This is a genomic window from Marinobacter xestospongiae (genome assembly GCF_023156385.1).
GTDB lineage: Bacteria > Pseudomonadota > Gammaproteobacteria > Pseudomonadales > Oleiphilaceae > Marinobacter > Marinobacter xestospongiae.
Window position 1 is genome coordinate 79,898 of record NZ_JAKZAK010000006.1, and the last position, 20,027, is coordinate 99,924.

The 20,027-nt window shown below is 60.6% G+C and carries 14 protein-coding genes; 10 read left to right on the top strand and 4 right to left on the bottom strand.

Translation table 11 applies throughout. The features are described from left to right. Window positions 1–58: 58 nt before the first annotated feature. From MLD24_RS05845 to dinG, 4 genes are all read left to right on the top strand, one after another. Window positions 59–1,540 (top strand): DUF3336 domain-containing protein, encoded by a 1,482-nt coding sequence (locus tag MLD24_RS05845; protein WP_227171178.1) that lies wholly within the window; start codon window positions 59–61, stop codon window positions 1,538–1,540. A 168-nt stretch (window positions 1,541–1,708) separates the two neighbouring features. Beyond that, window positions 1,709–3,436, top strand: coding sequence for an ExeA family protein (locus MLD24_RS05850; RefSeq protein ID WP_248165199.1), 1,728 nt, complete (start codon window positions 1,709–1,711; stop codon window positions 3,434–3,436). A 1-nt stretch (window position 3,437) separates the two neighbouring features. Then, window positions 3,438–4,214 carry a general secretion pathway protein GspB gene (locus MLD24_RS05855; RefSeq protein ID WP_248165209.1) on the top strand — a complete coding sequence of 259 codons (777 nt, stop codon included), beginning with the start codon at window positions 3,438–3,440 and terminating at the stop codon, window positions 4,212–4,214. Beyond that, window positions 4,214–6,367, top strand: coding sequence for an ATP-dependent DNA helicase DinG (gene dinG, locus MLD24_RS05860; RefSeq protein ID WP_248165217.1), 2,154 nt, complete (start codon window positions 4,214–4,216; stop codon window positions 6,365–6,367). The genes MLD24_RS05855 and dinG overlap by 1 nt, the downstream gene beginning before the upstream one ends. A 347-nt stretch (window positions 6,368–6,714) precedes the next feature. Here the strand turns inward: dinG and MLD24_RS05865 are convergent, their stop codons facing one another. Beyond that, window positions 6,715–9,405: a winged helix-turn-helix domain-containing protein gene (locus MLD24_RS05865; RefSeq protein WP_248165219.1), complete on the bottom strand. Its 2,691-nt coding sequence runs from the start codon at window positions 9,403–9,405 to the stop codon at window positions 6,715–6,717. A 371-nt stretch (window positions 9,406–9,776) separates the two neighbouring features. Between MLD24_RS05865 and cysB the strand changes: the two genes are divergently transcribed. Then, window positions 9,777–10,754: an HTH-type transcriptional regulator CysB gene (cysB, locus tag MLD24_RS05870; protein ID WP_227171173.1), complete on the top strand. Its 978-nt coding sequence runs from the start codon at window positions 9,777–9,779 to the stop codon at window positions 10,752–10,754. Between the two features lie 15 nt (window positions 10,755–10,769). Here cysB and MLD24_RS05875 read toward each other — a convergent pair whose 3' ends face one another. Next, window positions 10,770–11,498: a phosphoadenylyl-sulfate reductase gene (locus MLD24_RS05875; protein ID WP_227171172.1), complete on the bottom strand. Its 729-nt coding sequence runs from the start codon at window positions 11,496–11,498 to the stop codon at window positions 10,770–10,772. A 256-nt stretch (window positions 11,499–11,754) separates the two neighbouring features. Here MLD24_RS05875 and thrH point away from each other — a divergent pair, with 256 nt between their 5' ends. Beyond that, the gene (gene thrH / locus MLD24_RS05880; protein WP_227171171.1) at window positions 11,755–12,363 is read left to right on the top strand and encodes a bifunctional phosphoserine phosphatase/homoserine phosphotransferase ThrH; all 609 of its coding nucleotides are present in this window, start codon (window positions 11,755–11,757) and stop codon (window positions 12,361–12,363) included. A 39-nt stretch (window positions 12,364–12,402) separates the two neighbouring features. On the opposite strand, the gene pabB is transcribed toward thrH, so the two are convergent. Further along, window positions 12,403–13,716, bottom strand: a complete 1,314-nt coding sequence (gene pabB / locus MLD24_RS05885) for an aminodeoxychorismate synthase component I (protein ID WP_248165221.1) — start codon at window positions 13,714–13,716, stop codon at window positions 12,403–12,405. Window positions 13,717–14,142: 426 nt separating this feature from the next. Here pabB and MLD24_RS05890 point away from each other — a divergent pair, with 426 nt between their 5' ends. Continuing rightward, window positions 14,143–14,688: a hypothetical protein gene (locus tag MLD24_RS05890; RefSeq protein WP_227171169.1), complete on the top strand. Its 546-nt coding sequence runs from the start codon at window positions 14,143–14,145 to the stop codon at window positions 14,686–14,688. Window positions 14,689–14,864: 176 nt separating this feature from the next. Beyond that, window positions 14,865–15,884, top strand: a complete 1,020-nt coding sequence (locus MLD24_RS05895; RefSeq protein WP_227171168.1) for a DUF6160 family protein — start codon at window positions 14,865–14,867, stop codon at window positions 15,882–15,884. A gap of 212 nt (window positions 15,885–16,096) precedes the next feature. Here the strand turns inward: MLD24_RS05895 and MLD24_RS05900 are convergent, their stop codons facing one another. Further along, window positions 16,097–16,687 (bottom strand): hypothetical protein, encoded by a 591-nt coding sequence (locus tag MLD24_RS05900; protein ID WP_248165223.1) that lies wholly within the window; start codon window positions 16,685–16,687, stop codon window positions 16,097–16,099. A gap of 272 nt (window positions 16,688–16,959) precedes the next feature. Between MLD24_RS05900 and MLD24_RS05905 the strand changes: the two genes are divergently transcribed. Further along, window positions 16,960–17,952, top strand: a complete 993-nt coding sequence (locus MLD24_RS05905; protein WP_248165225.1) for a DUF58 domain-containing protein — start codon at window positions 16,960–16,962, stop codon at window positions 17,950–17,952. Beyond that, the gene (locus MLD24_RS05910; RefSeq protein WP_248165227.1) at window positions 17,949–20,006 is read left to right on the top strand and encodes a transglutaminase TgpA family protein; all 2,058 of its coding nucleotides are present in this window, start codon (window positions 17,949–17,951) and stop codon (window positions 20,004–20,006) included. Before MLD24_RS05905 ends, MLD24_RS05910 begins: the two co-directional genes overlap by 4 nt. Window positions 20,007–20,027: the final 21 nt, after the last annotated feature.

Here is a 20,027-nt window from a genome sequence, read left to right on the forward strand (position 1 = left end):
CCGCCCGGTGGCCGGGTTATAGTCCGGATACACCCAGCCACCCGGGATTGGTAGTGCCATGATGGATTCCCGTATCCGCAAGTTCCGGCAAATGCTCGTCAACGCGCCCAACTACGAAGTGTGGAAGGGCGCGGCACTGGAGCTGGATTACCTGGAAGGCAATGTGGAGTGGAAGGAGGAGTTTGCCTCTGACCTTTACCATTATGAACTGATCCTCGACCGCCTCACCAACCTCAAACACTACCGTCAAGGCGGGGAGTATGATCGCCTCAAGCGTGCCCTGAGGGAGGGGCTGCACCACGATCTGGGTAACATTGGCAACCCCGCGCTGTACACTCACTCCCATGTTGGTACCAAGCACCTGATCGAGGAATACATTACCCAGGTGTGCGAATCCCTGGATTTCCTCTGTGATACGCCGATTCCCGACTTTCCGGTGCCTGACAAACTCCAGTTCTTCCGCGATACCCTGACCAGTTTCGGTCGTCCCACCCTGTTGCTGAGCGGAGGTGCCACGCTGGGGATGTTCCACCTCGGGGTGATCAAGGCGCTGTGGGAAAAAGGGTTGTTACCGCAGGTTGTGGCCGGTTCCTCCATAGGTGCCATCATTGCGGCCATGCTTGGCGTTCACACCGACGCCGAGATTCCCGAGATGCTGGTGCCGGAAACCCACAACCTCAAAGCCTGGAAGTGGCGCGGCCTGCTCAGCGCCTGTCGTGGGGACGGGTTGATGGATCAGGCCCAGCTCAAGGCTTGCCTGCGCAACAACATTGGTGAGTACACCTTCGAAGAGGCCTATCAGAAGACTGGGCGTTCCATCAACATCAGCGTCTCACCGACCCAGAGCCATCAAAAGGCCCGCCTGCTCAGTGGCTACACCTCACCGTACCTGCTGGTGTGGAGCGCGGCCCTGGCCAGCGCCGCGGTTCCGGGGGTGTTTCCGCCAGTAACGTTGATGAAGAAAGATCTGCAGGGTTCGGTGTTGCCCTACATGTCCCGGCAGCAGTTTGTGGACGGCTCGGTGGTCAGCGATCTGCCCATTGAACGGCTGATGCACCTCTACGACGTCAACTTCACCATCGTCAGTCAGACCAACCCCCATGTGGTTCCTTTCCTCAACCGGCGCGGTCGGGATGAGAAACTGAGCCTCTGGCAGCTGCCGCTGCATGTGCTGCAGGCCGAGGTGCAGTTTCATGGCCAGGGCGTGTTTGACTACCTGCGCAAGCGGGTGCGTCCGGAACTGATGCGCCAGGTTTCCGGGCATCTGTACACCATCATGGCGCAACGATACTTTGGCGATGTCACCATTGCCCCGCACTACACCTTCGCCCATTACCGCCGCATGCTGGCCAATCCGGAACCGCAGTTTGTACGGCAGCTGATCCTGGAAGGTGAACGTGCAACCTGGCCGAAGATTTCCATGATTCGCTCCCACGCCCGCATCTCCAAGACTCTGGAGCGGTGCGTGGCCCGGCTGAAAGACCAGCAGCGCCGCAGCCAGCGTGAACTGTATCTGGTGAAGCCGGATAAGTCGGGCTAACGGGCTGGCCGAGATGGCGTGACCCCGGCCAGACAGGTATCATATCGCGAATATTCCGACCCCAGGGTCGGCTGACCCGCGCTGCCAGGGATCGGGCAAACGAACGTCCGGCGTACCGTTTGCAACCTGCGCAGGGAAGTCGACGGAAGGCACCAGATCTGGATACCCATGTACTACGATTTCTTCGGCTTTCGGGAGCCGCCGTTCTCCATTGCGCCGGACCCTCGCTACCTCTACCTCAGTGACCGCCACAAGGAAGCGCTGGCACACCTGATGTATGGTGTTGGCGGCCAGGGCGGTTTCATTGTCATCACCGGCGAGGTTGGCACCGGCAAGACCACGGTCAGCCGCTGCTTCATCGACAATGCGCCCGACAACGTTGACATGGCGATCATCCTCAATCCGCGGCTGTCGGCCCGGGAGTTGCTCTCCAGTGTCTGTGATGAGCTGGGTATCCGCCACCCGGCAGGGTCGTCCATCAAGCGACTGGTGGACCTGATCAATGAAGACCTGCTGAAAGCCTACGCCGCCGGCCGTCACAAGGTGCTGCTGATTGACGAGGCCCAGAACCTCTCTTCGGAAGTGCTGGAACAGCTGCGATTGCTGACCAACCTGGAAACCGCCGAGAAGAAGCTGCTGCAGATCATCCTGCTGGGCCAGCCGGAGCTCAACGACATGCTGTCGCTGCCGGAACTGCGCCAGCTCAACCAGCGCGTTACCGCCCGCTATCACCTGGACGCCCTGCAGAAAGAAGAGCTGCCCAGCTACCTGCAGTATCGGCTGAGTGTGGCCGGACAGCGGGGCGAGCTGTTCTCCCGGGGGGCGATCCAGGCGCTGTACAAACTCAGCGGCGGCGTACCCCGGTTGATCAACCTGGTCAGCGATCGGGCCCTGCTGGGGGCCTACGCCGAGGGCGAGCATCTGGTGACCCGTGAGCACATCCGCACCGCAGCGCGGGAAGTGACCGGTCCCGATATGCCTGGTCGCAGGCAGTTTCCCCGCAAAAGCGTCTTTGCCGCCCTGGCGGTTGTGGTGCTGGCCATCGCGGTGTCATGGGGGCTATCCGACCGTGAACGCCGGCAATGGCTGACCAGCCCCTATGTCGCCCAGGCGGCGGGTGACTCGGAGCCGGAGGTGTCCGGTTCAGATCCTGGCGAGGCCGAGGGCCAGGGCGCAGCCGACGTCGATGGCGCAGACGGAAACGAATCAGCTGAGGCGCAGGACACCGCGCAATCGGACCAGGCGGCACCCGTCGGTGACCTGGCCGAGCCAGCAGCGCTGGCGCCGTTCCGGTTTGATACCGATGCGCTGTCCAAGGTCGAGGCGTTCCAGGCCCTGTTCCAGCAGTGGGGCGAGCGTTACACGCCGTCCGACTTCCCGGTTGCCTGTGAGTTTGGCCGGCGCCAGGGCCTTGGTTGCCTCCATCGCGAAGGCACCCGCCGCAGTCTGCTGCAGATCGACCGGCCGACCATCCTGCGGTTGCGTGATGGCAATCGGGAGCGTTACGTCACCCTGGTTTCGCTGCGTGGTGACGAGGCGCAGCTACGCCTTGCTGATGGCGAGATCCGCACGGTGTCGTTCCGCGAGCTGGAGGATTTCTGGTACGGCGATTTCAGTGTGCTCTGGCGGCTGCCGCCGTATCTGGGTGACAACGACAGTACCAGCAAGGAAATCTGGCTGAGCAGCCAACTGATGCAGCTGGCCGACCTGCATGCGGCGTCGGACCGGGAACGGGTGGAGGTCCAGAACATGGGCCCGGAGCAGCAGGTGGAATGGTATCAGGGTATCAAGGGCCTGCAGGTGGACGGTATTCCCGGCGCCATGACGCTGATCCAGATCAACAACGACCTGCACCCCGGCGTGCCCAGGCTGGCCAACACCGGGGCGGAGGGCTGAGATGTCGTACATCCTGGACGCACTGCGCAAATCCGAGAGCGAACGGCAACAGGGGCGGGTGCCGGACTTTGCCCAGCAGGTGCAAATGATTCACCGGCCTCGTCGACAACGCCGTTCGGTGATGATCTGGGTCATTCTCGCCCTGGCATTGCTGCTGAACGCAGGGGTACTGGCTTATCTTTTCTGGCCTGGGCATCGAACCGATGCGGTAACACCTTCGATGGCATCTGCGCCTCAGGCCACGGAACCGGCTGCGACTCAGTCGGCGAACGCGACCGGGGTGGCGGAACCAGCGCTGGCGCCGACACACTCTGTTCCAACAACGTCTGCTCGGACAACGCCTGATCCGTCAGAGGCGGCGTCGGTTTCGCTCAGTGACAGTACGCCACAGCCTGAGTTGACGGACGATCCGGTGAGCCAGCAGGGCGACCCGGGTGTCTCCCAGCCCAGTGAGCGGCCGACGGTGATTGTTCCATCCACACCCCGGCCTCTGCCGGCCGCAGCCGCGTCAACCGCGGAATCCACCAGCCGGGTTCCGCATCTGGTGGAGTTGCCTTTGTCGTTCCAGCGCAGTGTTCCGGACCTGATTTTCAACAGCCATATCTACGCCTCCGATCCGGCGGCACGACGGGTGATGATCAATGATCACTACCTGCGGATCGGAGACCGGTTCGACGGACTTCGGGTTGAGCGCATTACCGAGCAGGGTGTGGTTCTCAGCCAGAATGGCGTCAAATTCCGTGTCGGCACGGTCCGGGACTGGAAGCGACCACGCTGATGGCTCTGTCGGACGCACTCAAACAGGAAATTCAGGTCGCCTACCGCGCAGTGCTGGAGGGAAAGGGCATTCGTGCCCGTTATGGCCAGCGCCTGATGATTGCCGAGATTGCCCGTTACCTGGGCGGTATCACCGAGAATGACGGCCAGCGCACGTCGGCTCCGGCTACCTGCGTGGTGGAGGCCGGTACCGGTACCGGCAAAACCCTGGCCTATCTGATTTCCGCGATTCCCATCGCCCGGGCACTGGGTAAGACGCTGGTGGTCTCCACGGCGACCGTGGCGCTGCAGGACCAGATTGTTAACAAGGATCTGCCAGACCTCCGCAAACACAGCAAACTCAAGTTCAACTGGACCCTGGCCAAGGGTCGGGGACGTTATCTGTGCATGTCGAGGCTTGAGGCCCGCCTGCACGATGAGGGCAACGGCGACAGCGACACCATGCCGCTGTTCCTGCTGGACGAGAACAACGATGAAGAGCCCGGTACCCGCGCGTTTTTTGAGGACATGCTGGCGCGCTACGGCTCCCGCGAGTGGGACGGTGACCGGGATCACTGGCCGACGCAGATTCCCGATGACACCTGGCGCCAGGTGACCACCGATCACCGTCAATGCACCAACCGTCATTGCAGCTACTTTGACAGCTGTGCCTTTTTCGATGCCCGCAAGGGGCTGGAAGAGGCCGACGTCGTGGTGGCGAACCACGACCTGGTGCTGGCGGACCTGGCCCTGGGCGGCGGGGCTATCCTGCCGGAACCGGAGAACGCTCTGTTCATCTTCGATGAGGCGCACCACCTGCCGGACAAGGCGCTCAACCACTTTGCGGCGTCGGTGCCGCTGAATGGCACCCAGCAGTGGCTCAAGCAGCTATCCCAGGCCCTGGCCAAGATCCCACCGTTCCTGGCGCCCGCCACCCTGGCCGCCAAAACCGTGGACAAGATCAGCACCGCGGCCCGGGATGTCGGTGTGGAACTCGATCAGGTCTACCAGCAGGTGAATCTCAATACCGACTGGGACATGAGTGAAGAGCGCCGCTCAGCGCAGTGGCGTTATCCGGAAGGCGCGTTGCCGGAGGATCTGCGGGAGCTGGCCGGTAACGCCCAGGTCGCCACCGCCACGCTGGTGCGTCAGTTGGGCGTGCTGGCCGACGAACTGCAGAAAGCCTTCGACGACAAGAAAGAGCACGACGTTGACCGCGAGACCGCCGAGGCCTGGTATCCGGTGATCGGCTCCTTTCACAGCCGCGCCGAGGATCAGTCGCGATTATGGGCGGCCTGGCGGGAGGATCGTCCGCTGGATGATGAGGGCAAGCCCAAGGGACCACCAGCGGCGCGCTGGGCGATCAAGCAGCGCTGGGACCATGCAGAAGACATCACCCTGTACAGCAGTCCTATCCTGGCGGACAACCTGTTGCACAGCAGGCTCTGGTCCCGGGCTTACGGTGCGGTACTGACCTCTGCGACGTTGACGGCCCTGGGCCGGTTTGACCGCCTCCAGAGCCGCGCCGGTCTGCCATCCGACAGCCGCTTCCTGGTGGTGCCATCGTCGTTCCGTTACGCCGACATGGCGACCGTGGAGGTGCCGTCGATGACGGTACTGCCGACAGACGAGGGGTACGCCGAGGCATTGGTCAAACGTCTGCCGGAACTTTGGGCCGGCGAAAAGGCCACGCTGGTCCTGTTCAACTCCCGTCGCCAGATGCACGACGTGCGGGATGCCCTGGCGTCGGACTACCCGGAGCTGATCATGACCCAGGACGACATGGCCAAGGGGGAAGTGCTCAAGCAGCATTGCGAGCGGGTAGACAGCGGCAAACCCAGCGTTCTGTTCGGGGTCGCCAGTTTTGCCGAGGGCATTGACCTGCCCGGCAAGTACCTGGGGCATGTGGTCGTGACCCGGTTACCGTTCTCTGTTCCGGATGACCCGATCGATGCGAGCCTGGCGGAGTGGGTGACGGAGCGGGGCGGCAACCCGTTCATGGAGATCACCGTACCGGATGCGTCGATCAAGCTGGTCCAGGCTGTGGGGCGATTGTTGCGGACCGAACAGGATACCGGGCGGGTGACCATTCTTGATCGTCGTATTGTCGCCCGTCGCTATGGTCAGTTGCTGCTGGACGCATTGCCGCCATTCCGGCGCATCATTGAACGCTGAAAACCGGCCGAGCAACGCTGGCCAGGCAGAACAAGCAATGCCGCGCAGTAGCGAAGGGCTGAGCCAGCGAGAGGTTCCGGGGGTTTTCGTGGACAAAAAAAAGTGCCAACAAAGGTTGGCACTGTCGGAAGGAGTTAGTGTGAACTCAAGTGCGTCAGTAGAACGCAGGACAAGAAGACTGAAGGCCTGAAGTTTCAGTATTCTCTGTGAGGGTCATCTCACTACGGGTTCATCATAGGGAATCGGCGGCGTAGGCGGATCGTCCAAAGGGCGTAGGTGGGGGGATTAGCCCCCCTGAAATGTGATTACCATCACGTAACCTGACACCATCCGTGGCCCGCCAGGTGTTATTCCAACAGCCCCAGCTCCCGGGCTCTCGCCAGTGCCTCGGTACGACTGCCGACGGCCAGCTTGCCGTAGAGGTTGCGGATGTGTGCTTTTACAGTGGCTGCCGCCACCTCCATGGTTGCGGCAATATCCTTGTTGGCCAGACCCTGGTGGATCAGTTCCAGCACTTCCCGCTCGCGCTGGCTCAGCGGCTCAAGCAGTTGGCTGTTGGCCGTCTCGGTACCCTCGGAGACCGGCGCAGTCCTTGCTGTCTGCGCTTCCAGTAACCGGCACAGCGCCTCGGCCCGCTTGCCACCGCGGATCAGCGTCGCCCTGGCAAGCAGGCGGGTTTGCAGTCTCGATGGGGTATCCGCAAACAGACGCAGGAAGCCCGCCTCAAGGCCATTCGCCAGCAGGGCGTCAAGAATGCCATCGGCTTCGGCCTCCTGTTGGCGACTCAGCAGGATCTCGGCCTGAACCAGTCCGGCTTCCAGTGCCAGTTGGTGGAAGCCGCGTTGCTGAGCCGATGCGAGCACGGGCTGTAGTCGGTTATGGGCCTCATCGACACGGTTGTCCGCCAGCAACACCCGCACCGCAACCAGCGTTTCATGAAGCTGGTTGAGAGGGCTGCCGGAGCGGTTGGGGTCTTCTGCCTCCAGCCAGTGGCGGGCACGGGCCAGCTGGTTGCTGGCCAGCAGGCAGCGAACCAGTAGTGCCCCGCAGGCTGGCGGGTCGAACACAATCTGCTCCCGCCGCCGACGGGCGACCGCTTCGGCATCTTCCAGCGCGTCAATCGCCTCTTCAAACCGCCCCTCACTGAACGCGAGGTGACCGCGTACGTACTGGATAACAATGTGCTGCCCCGGCTCGGTGCCGGACTTCAGATGGTCCAGCAGCGGCGACAGGTGGGTTTGCGCCAGTGCTGGTTCGTTCCGCTCCCGGTAGATCTCTGTCAGCACGCTTTGCTGCCAGCAGGAGATCAGGCGGGGTTGTTGCGGATCGTAGAAGTGCTCGTCGACCCAGTGCCGGATGTCGTTGCAGGTTTCCAGCGCCAGGTCGAGGTCGCCCTGATAGTACTGAATCCAGGCCAGCAGGCCGCCACTGGAGAGTACGGTGCTGGGTTTGCGCTCGATGCGCCCATGCTGGACCGATGAGCGCAGTGCTTCGGCGGCGGCAACCAGGTCGCCCTGGCCGAAGCAGTCCAGTCCCAGGCCATAGTAGGTGACAGACTTTAATGGAATGCGGGTGTGGTCGAGCTCCTGCAACACCTGACGGGTCAGGTCACTCGCGCTTTTCTCGTCGTTGTGGATGCGGGCCAAGTAGGACCGGATCAGCGAAATCTCGCTGTGCAGGGCCAACGCCCCTTCAGCATCGGGATGGGAATCGGCGACCTGCCGGTCCAGTAGATCCTCCAGCTCGCCCAGTAACGGTTCAATCCGGTCCACCCGGTTGGCGAAGTACAGGCCCCAGATCTGCAGCATCAGCAGGGGCGGGCTGTCATGCAGCCAGCGGTCCGGGAGGTGGTCGAGCCACTCCAGCACCGGCAGGTGGAAGCCAGCATGGATCAGTGCATTGCCATGCTGCGTCAGCGCGGAAGCAAGGCCCTCCCAGTCTTCCCGGAGAATCTGCTGACTGATGCCTTCCTGGACATGGTCATTGGCCAGCAGCCAGTCAATGGCCCGCGCCTGGCACTGGTCAAGCCGGTGCGGGGCCTGGTGGCTGGCACGCTGGATCAGCGCCTCGCGAAACAGGTCGTGGTAACGGAACCAGGTGTTGGTGTCATCCAGCGGCACCAGAAACAGGTTTTCCCGCAGCAGACGTTCCAGATAGTCCTGGCTGTCGGACGATGCCCGGATGTGATCACACAGCGACCCACACACCCGGGTGCAGGTTGCCGTATCAAGCAGGAACTGACACAGCGCTGGCGGCTGGTTATCGAGAATCTCCGTCAGCACGTAATCGCTGATATGGCGCCCGTCCAGCTTGACCGTGGGCTTGCCGCCATCAGCGCTGCCGTCAGTACCTGACAGGGCCGTCAGTTGCATGGCGGCGGCCCAGCCCTCGGTGGTCTGCCACAGGCTGCGGATCTCGTCATCCGACAGTGCCAGGGACATGAAGTCACGAAAGAAGTGACCACATTCCTGCTCTGAAAACGCCAGGGTGCGAGGGTGAATCTCGCTGAGCCAGTGGCGGACTCGCCAGCGCGCCAATGGCAGCTCGGGTTCGTTGCGGGAGGTGAGGGTGACCGTGACGCTGGCCGGAAGATAGTCAATGAAGAAGGCCAGTTGCCGCAGAATGGTCCGGTTCTGAATGGCGTGGAAATCATCCAGCACCAACAGAACCGGCTCACTGGTGGCGGCCAGGGCGTTCAGCAGGCCGGTGACGCCGCCGTCAAGTTCTGATGCCTCGGCCTGGCTCAGTGTTCGCTGGGCATCGTCCACACCATTCAGTCCGCTGTGTGCCAGCGAGCCCGCGACATACTGCCAGAACCGCCGGGGCTCATTGTCCGCGCTGTCCAGGGACAGCCACGCCAGCCGTTCGGTCGCGCCCGCGCACCATTGGCCCACCGCCGTCGTCTTGCCATAGCCGGCCGGTGCGATCACCAGGTTGAGCCGCTTCGGCGGTGCCGGTTCCAGCATCTCAACCAGCCGAGGGCGCTGCACGGCCCGGGGATCGGTCGCTGGAGGCAGAAATTTGGTGGTCAGCAGCATAGCGCAGCCCAAGAAAAGTGTCGTTCGGAGGCAGGGTCGGTATGGGACATCAGTGTCCGGACTGGTCAGAGGTTCCCAGGCACTCCGTGGTCAATAAGCCTATGAATTGTGTGGTTTGTCACAGTGAAGTCAAGGGGCGATATGCCTTTTGGGATGAGGATGGTCCGTTGAGTCGCAGGATATGGTCTAAACTGACTAACAGGTAACAATCTATTCTAAAAATTCATGAAAAACGATTTTTTTATGCGTATTCTATTCGGCGAGTCTTAAGCTGGGAGCCTGAACCGCTACCCAGATGCCACCAACGCTGAAACTGATCGTGCCCCGCGCTGTCGGGGCGCCGCGAACCGTTCCAGGGAGCAACTAGGTCGATGAAACTACAGCAGCTGCGCTACATCTGGGAAGTGGCACACCATGACCTGAATGTGTCTGCAACCGCGCAAAGCCTGTTTACTTCGCAACCCGGCATTTCCAAACAGATCCGGTTGCTGGAGGATGAATTGGGAATCGAAGTGTTTGCCCGCAGCGGCAAGCACCTGACCCGCATCACGCCGGGCGGTGAAACCATCATCCGGGAGGCCGGTGAGATTCTCCGCCGGGTGGAGGGCATCAAGAAGATTGCCCAGGAGTTCAGTAACCAGCGTAAGGGTGATCTAAGTATCGCCACCACCCACACCCAGGCGCGTTACGCCCTGCCACCGGTGATCCAGGGGTTTATCGAAGCTTTTCCGGACGTATCATTACACATGCATCAGGGCACGCCGATGCAGATATCGGAAATGGCCGCCAACGGCGCCGTGGACTTTGCCATTGCCACAGAGGCGATGGAACTGTTCTCCGACCTGATCATGATGCCCTGCTACCGCTGGAACCGCAGCATCATCGTGCCCCGCGAGCATCCCCTGGCGAAAGTCGGCGAGCTGACCCTCAAGGACCTGGCCGAGTACCCGCTGGTCACCTACGTCTTTGGCTTTACCGGACGTTCCAAACTGGATGAGGCGTTCCAGAGCCAGGGGCTGACGCCGAAAGTGGTGTTCACAGCGGCTGACGCGGACGTGATCAAGACCTATGTGCGATTGGGTCTTGGTGTCGGTATCGTCGCCAGCATGGCCTACGATCCCAAGACCGACGCCGACCTGGTGTGCCTCGACGCCAAGCAGCTGTTCCGCCCCAGCGTCACTCGCATCGGGTTCCGCAAGGGCACCTTCCTGCGGGGTTACATGTACGATTTCATCCAACGTTTCGCTCCCCACCTGACCAAAGAGCGGGTGGACGAAGCGGTTGCCCACCAGGGCAACCGGGCCGAGCTGGAAGCGTTGTTTGATGATATCGAGTTGCCGACCTACTGAGTGTTTCAGGGCGCCTCAGTCTTGCCCGGTGGCAATGATATTCCCCGCATGCAGGCCACACTCTTTCTTGGTGGCCTCTTCCCACCACCAGCGGCCCTCCCGTTCGTGCTGGCCGGGCAGCACCGGGCGGGTGCAGGGTTGGCAGCCGATGCTGATGTAACCCTGTTCATGGAGCTTGTTATAGGGTGCTTCTGACATGCGGATGTAGTCCCAGACTTCCTTGGAACTCCAGTTTGCCAGCGGGTTGAACTTCACCAGCGTACGCCCTTCGCCGGAGAAGGTGGTATCGAGCTGGACCACGGGGACATCGTTGCGGGTGCCGGGGCTCTGGTCCTTGCGTTGCCCGGTCACCCAGGCATCCAGGGTTGCCAGCTTGCGGCGCATGGGATTGATCTTGCGGATGCCACAGCATTCCTTGTGGCCATCCTGATAGAAGCTGAACAGTCCCTTGCGGCGAACCAGATCCTCAACTTCGGCGGAATCCGGAAACATCACTTCAATATCCAGGTTGTAGTGCTCGCGAACCCGGTCTACGAACTCATAGGTTTCGGGATGGAGTCGGCCGGTGTCGAGGGTGAAGACCTTGAGGTTGTCGGTGAGCTTGTGGGCCATCTCGATCAGTGCCACGTCTTCGGCACCGCTGAATGAGATGGCGATGTTGTCGTAATGGGCGAGGGCAGCCTTCAGGATGGCGCGGGGACTCTTGCCTTCCAGTTCCTGCCTCAGGGTATCGATATCAGTCATAGTGCTCTTATCAGGAGTTGGCCGGCAGTGCGGCTACTCAGCCATGGTTATGATTGTGTACCCGGGCGCGTGGGTAAGTGTTCGTTTTCTGGAGGCTTTACAATCTACCACTCCGCGGTGAACGTCTGAAAGACATTGCACTCATATCCTTATAGCAGTGCCTTTGCCCGGTGCATTCTCGGCCCTAATTACATATCATACCGCGAGACCCAAACGGCGTTCGTTCGCGCCCCATGAACAAACCAAGGAGATCACCGTGGAACTCGCATGCCTTGACCTTGAGGGAGTACTGATCCCGGAAATCTGGATCGCTTTTGCTGAGAAAACGGGAATTGAAGAGCTCAAGGCGACCACCCGCGACATTCCGGACTACGACGTGCTGATGCAGCAGCGGCTGCGACTGCTGGATGAGCATGGCTATGGCCTGCCTGAGATTCAGGAAGTGATCAGCACCCTGGACCCGCTGGAAGGCGCCCGTGAATTCCTGGACTGGCTGCGTGAGCGATTCCAGGTGGTGATCCTGTCAGATACCTTTTATGAGTTCGCCATGCCACTGATGGCCAAGCTGGGACATCCCGCGCTGCTGTGTCACAAGCTGGAGGTGAACGAACAGGGGCGTATCACCAACTATCTGTTGCGTCAGCGTGACCCCAAGCGCCAGTCGGTACGGGCATTCCAGCTGCTGAACTATCGGGTGATTGCCACCGGCGATTCCTATAACGACACCACCATGCTGACCCAGGCTGAAGCTGGCATCCTGTTCCATGCGCCTGACAATGTGATCGCGGAATTTCCCCAATTCCCGGCGGTGCACAATTACGACGATCTGCGAGAAGAGTTCCTGAAAGCCAGCGAACGCTTCTGAGCCCAGAAAAGCCTTCGCCTATAGTGGCGGAGGCTTTCTCTACTCCCCAAACGCCAGTTCCAGCGCCTGCATCAGCGGCCCTACCTTATCCAGTGTCTCCCGGTACTCCTCTGCCGGATCAGAATCCGCAACAATACCGCCGCCGCCGTGGCAGTAGAGTGTGTTCCCCCTGGCGTACAGGGTGCGGATGGCAATGTTGCTGTACAGCGTGCCGTCGCCGTCGAGGTGGAATACGGAACCACAGTACGGGCCTCGAGGTGACGTCTCCAGCTCCCGGATAATCTCCATGGCGCGGATCTTGGGTGCGCCGGTGATGGAACCTCCAGGGAAGGCCCGAAGCAGGGCGCTGATGGCGTCACAGTCGGTCGCCAGCCGCCCCGAGACGGTGCTGACCAGGTGGTGCACGTTGCGGTAACTTTCCAAAGCAAGTAACTGATCCGCCCGTACACTGCCGGGTTGGCAAAAACGGCCCAGATCATTGCGCAGCAGGTCGACGATCATGATGTTCTCGGCGCGGTCTTTGGGGCTTTCTTTCAACGAGCGCGCCAGCGCCTGATCCTCTTCCTCTGTTTCGCCTCGGGGCCGAGTACCCTTGATAGGCCGGGTGACCACTTGCCGGTCCCGGTCGATGGCAAGAAAGCTTTCTGGCGAGATCGACATCACCTGCTGTTCACCCTGGCGCAGGAAAGCGGCATGATCGGTGGGGATGCACTGGGTCAGGTGACGGTAAGCCTGCCACAGGTCGCCGTTAAAGCGGCACTGGAAGCGTTGCGACAGGTTTACCTGATAGCAGTCGCCAGCGAGGATGTAGTCTAGGATGCGCTGTACTTTTCGCCGGTAGCTGGTCTCGTCCTCATCGGCCCTGAAGGGGGACAGAGTAAGGGGGGCGACTTCAGCACTCGGGGCAGCTCTGCTCTGTCGTCTTAGAACGTCCAGCTTGTCGAGGGTGGTCGAATCCGCCGTCGCTGCCAGATGAATCTGCCAGCGCAGACCGTCGTGGTCGACTGGAACAAGTTGCCAGTCGTACCAGCCGGCGGATGCCGGCGGGGGCGTGTCTGCCAGCCCCGGAGCACTCTTGGCGAAGGCACTTTCTGTCCAGTAGCCCAGTTCATAATCCAGACAACCCGCCAACCGGACACCGTTGGCCAGGCCTTGGGCGACGCACTCATGGAAATCTTCCGTACCGGAGTTTGCCAGCGTTCTGATGGGCCAGGCGGAAAGCCAGCAGGGCGCCCCCCTGGGTCGCCCGGGATCGCCAAAGCAGACAAATCCGGGCTGCGAGGCAAACGCAGTGAGAAAGCGTTCACGGTGTTGGTGTGAATCTAGGTGCAGGATGTTGCGGTGTTCTGACATTGGAACTCGGGTTTGAGAGATGAACCCCAGAAACAAGGTATGTTGCCGGGTGCTGGCTGGGTAGATGCTGAACCCGGCCAATTATCTCAGACTTTACCGCAAAATGGGCGGCTCGCATTGCCCGAAAATAACAACGAAGCTAAGGAGTCTCTGATTAACTCCGGATCACCTCTGGCCTTCAGAGCGGTTCACACTCAAGGCGCGGCTTTGCAGGAAGGCTGGTTGCCTTTCAAGAAGGTGCAACGCCGAGTGTGGATCGCTCTGAAGACCCCGAAGGGCGTGCTCTGAGGGCTGCATCTGCGGCGTTACGGTCCTTGCCAAGGGCTACGGCCATTGGCTGCGAACCGCGCCTTGCAGCTACAGCCCTCAGATCGCGCAGAGGCGATTCGGATTTAATCAGAGGCTCCTCAATCACCTGGAGGTACTGTGAAAAAGCTGATTGCTGCTACGGCCCTGTCCCTTACACAACTTTTGACTCCCGCGCAGGCGGAGGAGCAGGCACAGGCACCAAAAACCGTGACCACCGAGCAGGTGGCGCGTGAGATCCGCACCAACACTCAATACCTGTCTCGTCACGCCCTGCGCAAAGCCAAGGCGCTGATGGAAGCCTACGGCGATTTTGCGCCGTTTGGTGCGGGGCTGCTGCCCAATGGTGACGTGAAGTATGTCTGGGCGGTGAAGCCTGGCGAAGAGATTGAGAACATCAATGCGCCCCTGGTGCTGGACGCGATCAGGCGGGCGCTGGCAACCCAGGCCGACTCCGGCCGGATACTGGGGTCTGCCGTGATCTACCAGTACAAAGGCGACGAACAGCCGCAGATCAATATCGAGCTTGAGTACCTGACCGGATTCGCGCAGATCCTGGCAACCCGGTACCGCGAATCCGATGCCGGAATTGAGTATGGAGAAGGGGTTACGGGCACCTTCGACGCTATGATCTTTGTAGAAAATCGAGGAAATTCGGCTAATTAGCGGCGTTCTCCGTAGAACTGGTACGCGCCTCTCAGAAATGTAAGGAAATGTTAGTGACGGGTTAAATATTGTGCACCGTATCGCAGAATCGCCCGTCCTGCTCTGCAACACTGGCCTTGCGGTGACGGAATCAAGCCGCAACAAAAATAAAAGTTATTTCCTTTAAGGAGAACAAAATGAAAGGCCTGAAGAAACTTGCTTTGGCAACCGCGGTTGCATCCATTCCCTTCGCTGCCCAGGCAGAGCTCAAAGCCCTCGACGATTCCATGATGGGCAATGTGACCGGTCAGAACGGTATCACCATCGAGCTTGAAGCTGAGGTGGGCATTGGCGAGATCGCGTATGAAGACGCCGGTTTCCTCGCCATCTCCGACGTTAAAATTGGTGGTGCAAATAACCCGCTGACTGGTACTGGTGGTACCAATGGCGCACTTGATGACGTCGCACTGTACATTGACGTGGCTGGTAGCTCCGGCGCCGGAGACACTGCACAAGCTTCGATCGGAATGGGTAACAGCTACCTCGTTGGTGCCGACACCAACAAGCCTAATGTTACGTGGACCAATACCGAAACCGGAACTGGCGGAACTGCGAGCTATGAAGCAGACATGCCTGAGGTTCAGAACGGTGACCTCGTAATTGGCATTCGTTCAGTATCTGGCGTACCGGTTGACTTTGGTGTGAGCATCGGCGCTGTTAGTCTCGCGAAGCAAGGTAGCACGGTTGGTAATCTCGATGCGGAACGACGTGCCAACGGCGGAACCAGCACCACGCTCGTTTCCGATCTGGACATCACCGGTCTGCTCGGTCCGATCGACATCGTGATCCAGGAAGACCAGAACGCGCTGAACGTCAACGCCTACTTCAACGCCAACGGCAGCCTGAATGCTGATTTCATCGGCACCTACATGGACTTCAAACTGCACAACAGCCGTGGCGATGACACCAACGGCCTGACCATTGTTGACGCCTCCGGCACTCCGATCGTTGACACCAGCTTTGCTCACGCTCAGGTTGATCTGGGCACCGCGACCAACAACGCGGGTAATGATGCTCTGGCCTTCAACATCAACAACTTCTCCGGTGACCTGGATTTGGAAAACATCCGCATGGGTAGCAGCACTGCTGCCAGCATCGGTAACGTCTACATGACGGATCTGGACATCAGTGCGAAGATGACCGTCTACGGTCACTAAGACAGCAAGGCAGTTTCATTGCCTGACTGGAGAAATCCAAACACCGGATTTCTCCTCTGTCGAAGACCCGGGGGATTGCCTCCGGGTTTTTTTGTTTTGGAGCCGGGCATGCGACTGTTAGGCCTGACGGATCAACATAAAAAAGGCGCTCGCCATTGCTGGCGAGCGCCTTTTTACATTGCGTAGGCGTCTTACATTGCGCAGGCGTCCGGTTATTGCTGGTCCGGCACCTGGATCGAAAGATCAAACCCGCCACCCGGTCGCGGGGTCAGGCGCACCGGGCCATCATTGATGCCCTGCGGCATGGTGATCTGGTCGACCCCCGGCAGATTGCCGAAGGACAGGTTAACGTTCTGGCCGTCAAAATTGATGCCCAGCTGATCATTAAGAAACATCTGGGTAAAAGGTTCGTCCGGGATCACTGCCTGCTGCCCGAAGACGATGGTTGGTATCTCCGGATTGAAATTCGCCGGTGGCTGGGCAAGTGCCAACTGATCCTGTGGAATCAGCAACGCCCGCCGGAGAAACTCCTCCTCCGCCTGGGCCAGGGCATCGTCCTGGTTGAGCGACTGGTAATGGCGGATCGAATCCTGATAGGCCAGTTCCTCCGCTTCCGTGATCACCGGCTCGCCCGGGGAGATCGTCAGCGACTTCAGAATTCGGCGCCGATCGGCGTCGGATTTGCGCTGGGACTGGGGGACAACAATAACCGCAGAGTCCTTGACGTACGTTTCTACCATTTCATCGGAGGTCAGTGTTCGAACCCCGGCATTCACCGGTAATGAGATGATCAATCCTGACATCCCTGCTAAAAGCCATTGCTGTCTTGTCATAGTCCACCTCAGGTGTTTAACCCGATTGCTGCGCCCCGGCGTACCTCATTGAAAGGGCGGAAAAAGTATTGCGCGTTTATGCTATTGTCAGGCCACTTGGCAAAGTGGCTGCAGACATCGGTGCATTGGCCAGTATTTAGCCTGCGACACGGCATTGCAAGTCGCTTAGCGGGTCTTTGTGAACGTAATGGGTAATGATTGGTCACTCACTGTCAGAAGCTGTTAACAACCCCGGGAAACGCATGCTGTTGAAGTCCGTTAGAAAACGCTGGCAAGGCTGGGTCAACCGACGGATTCCCCGTTCGGACACCCAGCAGTTCGTGCAGAACAACATCTTTATCCTGCCGACCGGTGTTGGTGTGGTGTTCGGTCTGCTGTTGGTGGTCATGCTGCTGACGGGAATCAACTACCAGAACAGTCTTATCTATCTGATGACCTTTATTCTGGGGGTGGTGTTCGTGGCGGCGATGCACCAGACCCACCGCAATCTCAGCGGGCTGCAGTTGACCCTTGTACAGACGGGTGAGGGCTACGCTGGTGACAAGATACCTTTCGTGTTTCGGGGGACGAGAAGCAAGGAGGCAACCCTGGCCCTGGAACTCCGTTACCACGATCAGGTACTGGCGCAGCAGCACATTCAGCCCGGGGAATCCCAGGATATGACGTTGCTCGCCCGCAGCAGCCTGCGTGGCTATCTGGTGATGGACCGGGTGAGGGTGGAAACCCGTTTTCCGTTTGGTCTGCTCAAGGCCTGGTCCTGGATTCGACCGGCGACGGCTGCGGTGGTGTACCCAAGACCGCTGTTACCTCCGGAATCGCCCATCGCCGAGGGCGACGACGGTGAGGCGGACGCCCGGACCACCAGCGATGGCCAGGATCACGTGGATATCCGCCCCTGGCGCCAGGGGGACCTGAGCCAGCGGGTGCTGTGGAAACGCTATGCCCGTACCGGAGACATGGTCATCGCCGAGTGGAGCGGGCAGCAGGGCAGTCCGGACTGGCTGGACTACGACGCGTTCCCGGGCGTGGAGCAGGAGCTGAGACTCAGTTATCTCACCGCCCTGGTGCAGCAGAAACTGGGGGCAGATGAGGCCTTTGGCCTGAAACTGCCCGGGGAGTTCATTGCACCGGACACCGGCCCTGCCCATGGCGCTCGCTGTTTGCGTGCGCTCGCCGTATTTGGTCAACACGATCCCGCCGATCAGGGAGCGGGGCACCGGGGGGCGATGTCATGAAGTTGGCTCAACGCAGTAACCCGGTTTCATCCAGCGGTACACCGATTCCCGCCAGTGCGCTGTTGTGGCTGATCGCGGCGTTTTTCATCCTGCTGCTGCCGCAATGGGACCGGCTGCCTCCCTGGCTGCTGGGCGCCTGCGGTCTGCTGGCCGGCTGGCGCTGGCTGGTTCAGAGCGGGCGCGTGGGGCTGCCGGGACGCTGGCTTCGGCTGACGGTTATGGCTCTGCTGATCGCGACCTACATCGTCACCGTCGAGGGCCGGTTCACGGTGGATACGGCGGCTTCCTTCTTTGTCATTGCGGTAGGCCTGAAATGGCTGGAGACCCGCACGTCCCGCGATTTCTATGTTCTGTTCTTCATTCTGGTCTATCTGGCGACGGTCAACTTTCTGTTTGAGCAGGGCATTTTCTGGACACTGCTGAACCTTGTGGGGGTGGCGCTGCTGCTGCTGGGCATCCAGGTGCTGAACGCTCCGGGCGCGCCTCATGTACTGGCAGCCGGCTGGCGCCGTCTTGGCGGAATGTTTCTCAAGAGTCTGCCGATCGTTTTGCTGCTGTTCCTGTTTTTTCCACGGCTTGAGCCTTTGTGGAGCGTGCCTCTGGTGTCTGATCGGGGCCAGACCGGTATCAGTGACACCATGTCCCCCGGCGATATTTCGAACCTGGCGCAGAGCAGTGAGCGAGCCTTTCGTGTGACCTTTGCCGATGGCCTGCCGCCGAATCGCGAGCTGTACTGGCGGGGGCTGATCCTTGACCGGTTTGATGGCACGACCTGGCGCCAATGGGATACCGAACGGCCGACCCGTCCCGGCCGGGTGTCCGTCGACAGTGGTCTTGAAGAGCTTCAGGACAACGAGTACGACGTCCTGATGGACCCCAGCGGTCAGCGCTGGGCATTCGCACTGGCCGATTCCCGGGCTGTATCGGAGAACCTCGAGGAGGAGCGCTGGGGCCTGTTCCGCTTCAAGCGGCCCGCGGATACGCCGGTGCGCTACCGCTTGTCCCGGGATACCGCCACTTTGCTCAACGCCGGTCTGTCACCGGCCTTTCGTCGCCGATTCCTGCAATTGCCGGCACAGGGCAACCCACGTGCCAGGGCCCTCGCCAGCGAGCTTAGGGCTACCTCCAGTTCGGATCGGGAACTGGTTGCCCGCCTTCTGACCCGGTTCCGTGAGCAGCCGTACTTCTACACCCTGCGTCCACCGCTGATGCCGGACGATGGCATCGACACTCTGCTGTTTGATGAACGACGGGGCTTCTGTGAACACTACGCCGGGGCCACCACCTTTGTACTGCGTTCGGCGGGCATTCCGGCCCGTGTGGTTGCGGGTTACCAGGGCGGAGATCCCGGTGCCAATAACGAATACCTGATTGTCCGTCAGTACGATGCCCACGCCTGGGTGGAAGCCTGGTTGCCGGGCTCCGGTTGGACCCGGGTAGACCCGACGGCGGCGATCGCACCGGACCGTATCGAATCCGGTCTGCGGGAAGCGGTGGCGGACGAGGGTTCGTTTCTGGAAGAGGACTGGACGTCACCACAGCGCTATGGCGATCAGGCGCTGATCCGCTGGGCCAGTCTCCAGGTCGACCGACTCAACTACCAGTGGCAGCGCTGGGTGGTCGGCTACCAGGGGCAGTCGCAACTGGATCTGATGTCCCGCTTGCCTGGCAACATCGGTATGAAGGAACTCGGTTACTTCAGTGCTGGCCTGGTGGCGTTTGGCCTCCTGGTGGCAGGTCTGGTGTCGGCCTGGAAGCAGCGGGGGATTCTGACGCGGGACCCGTATCTGCGGGTGGTGGCGCAATGGCGTCAGCTGTTGGAGCGCTCCGGCCTGGAGGCGCCGACAACGGCAACCCCCAGCCAACTGGCGGACTCGGCAGAGGCTCGCTGGCCAGCCTTGCGGGGGACAGCAAGAGCTTTTGCCCGGATGGTGAACAGCCATTACTATGGTGCCTCGGCCGGAAGCGTTGAGCCTGCTCAGCGCAAGGCCGATCTGGCACGCCTGAAACGCATCTTGGGCGTGAACCGGCGCATTCTTCGCAAAGCCCGTTGACGGCCGATGAACACACAGACT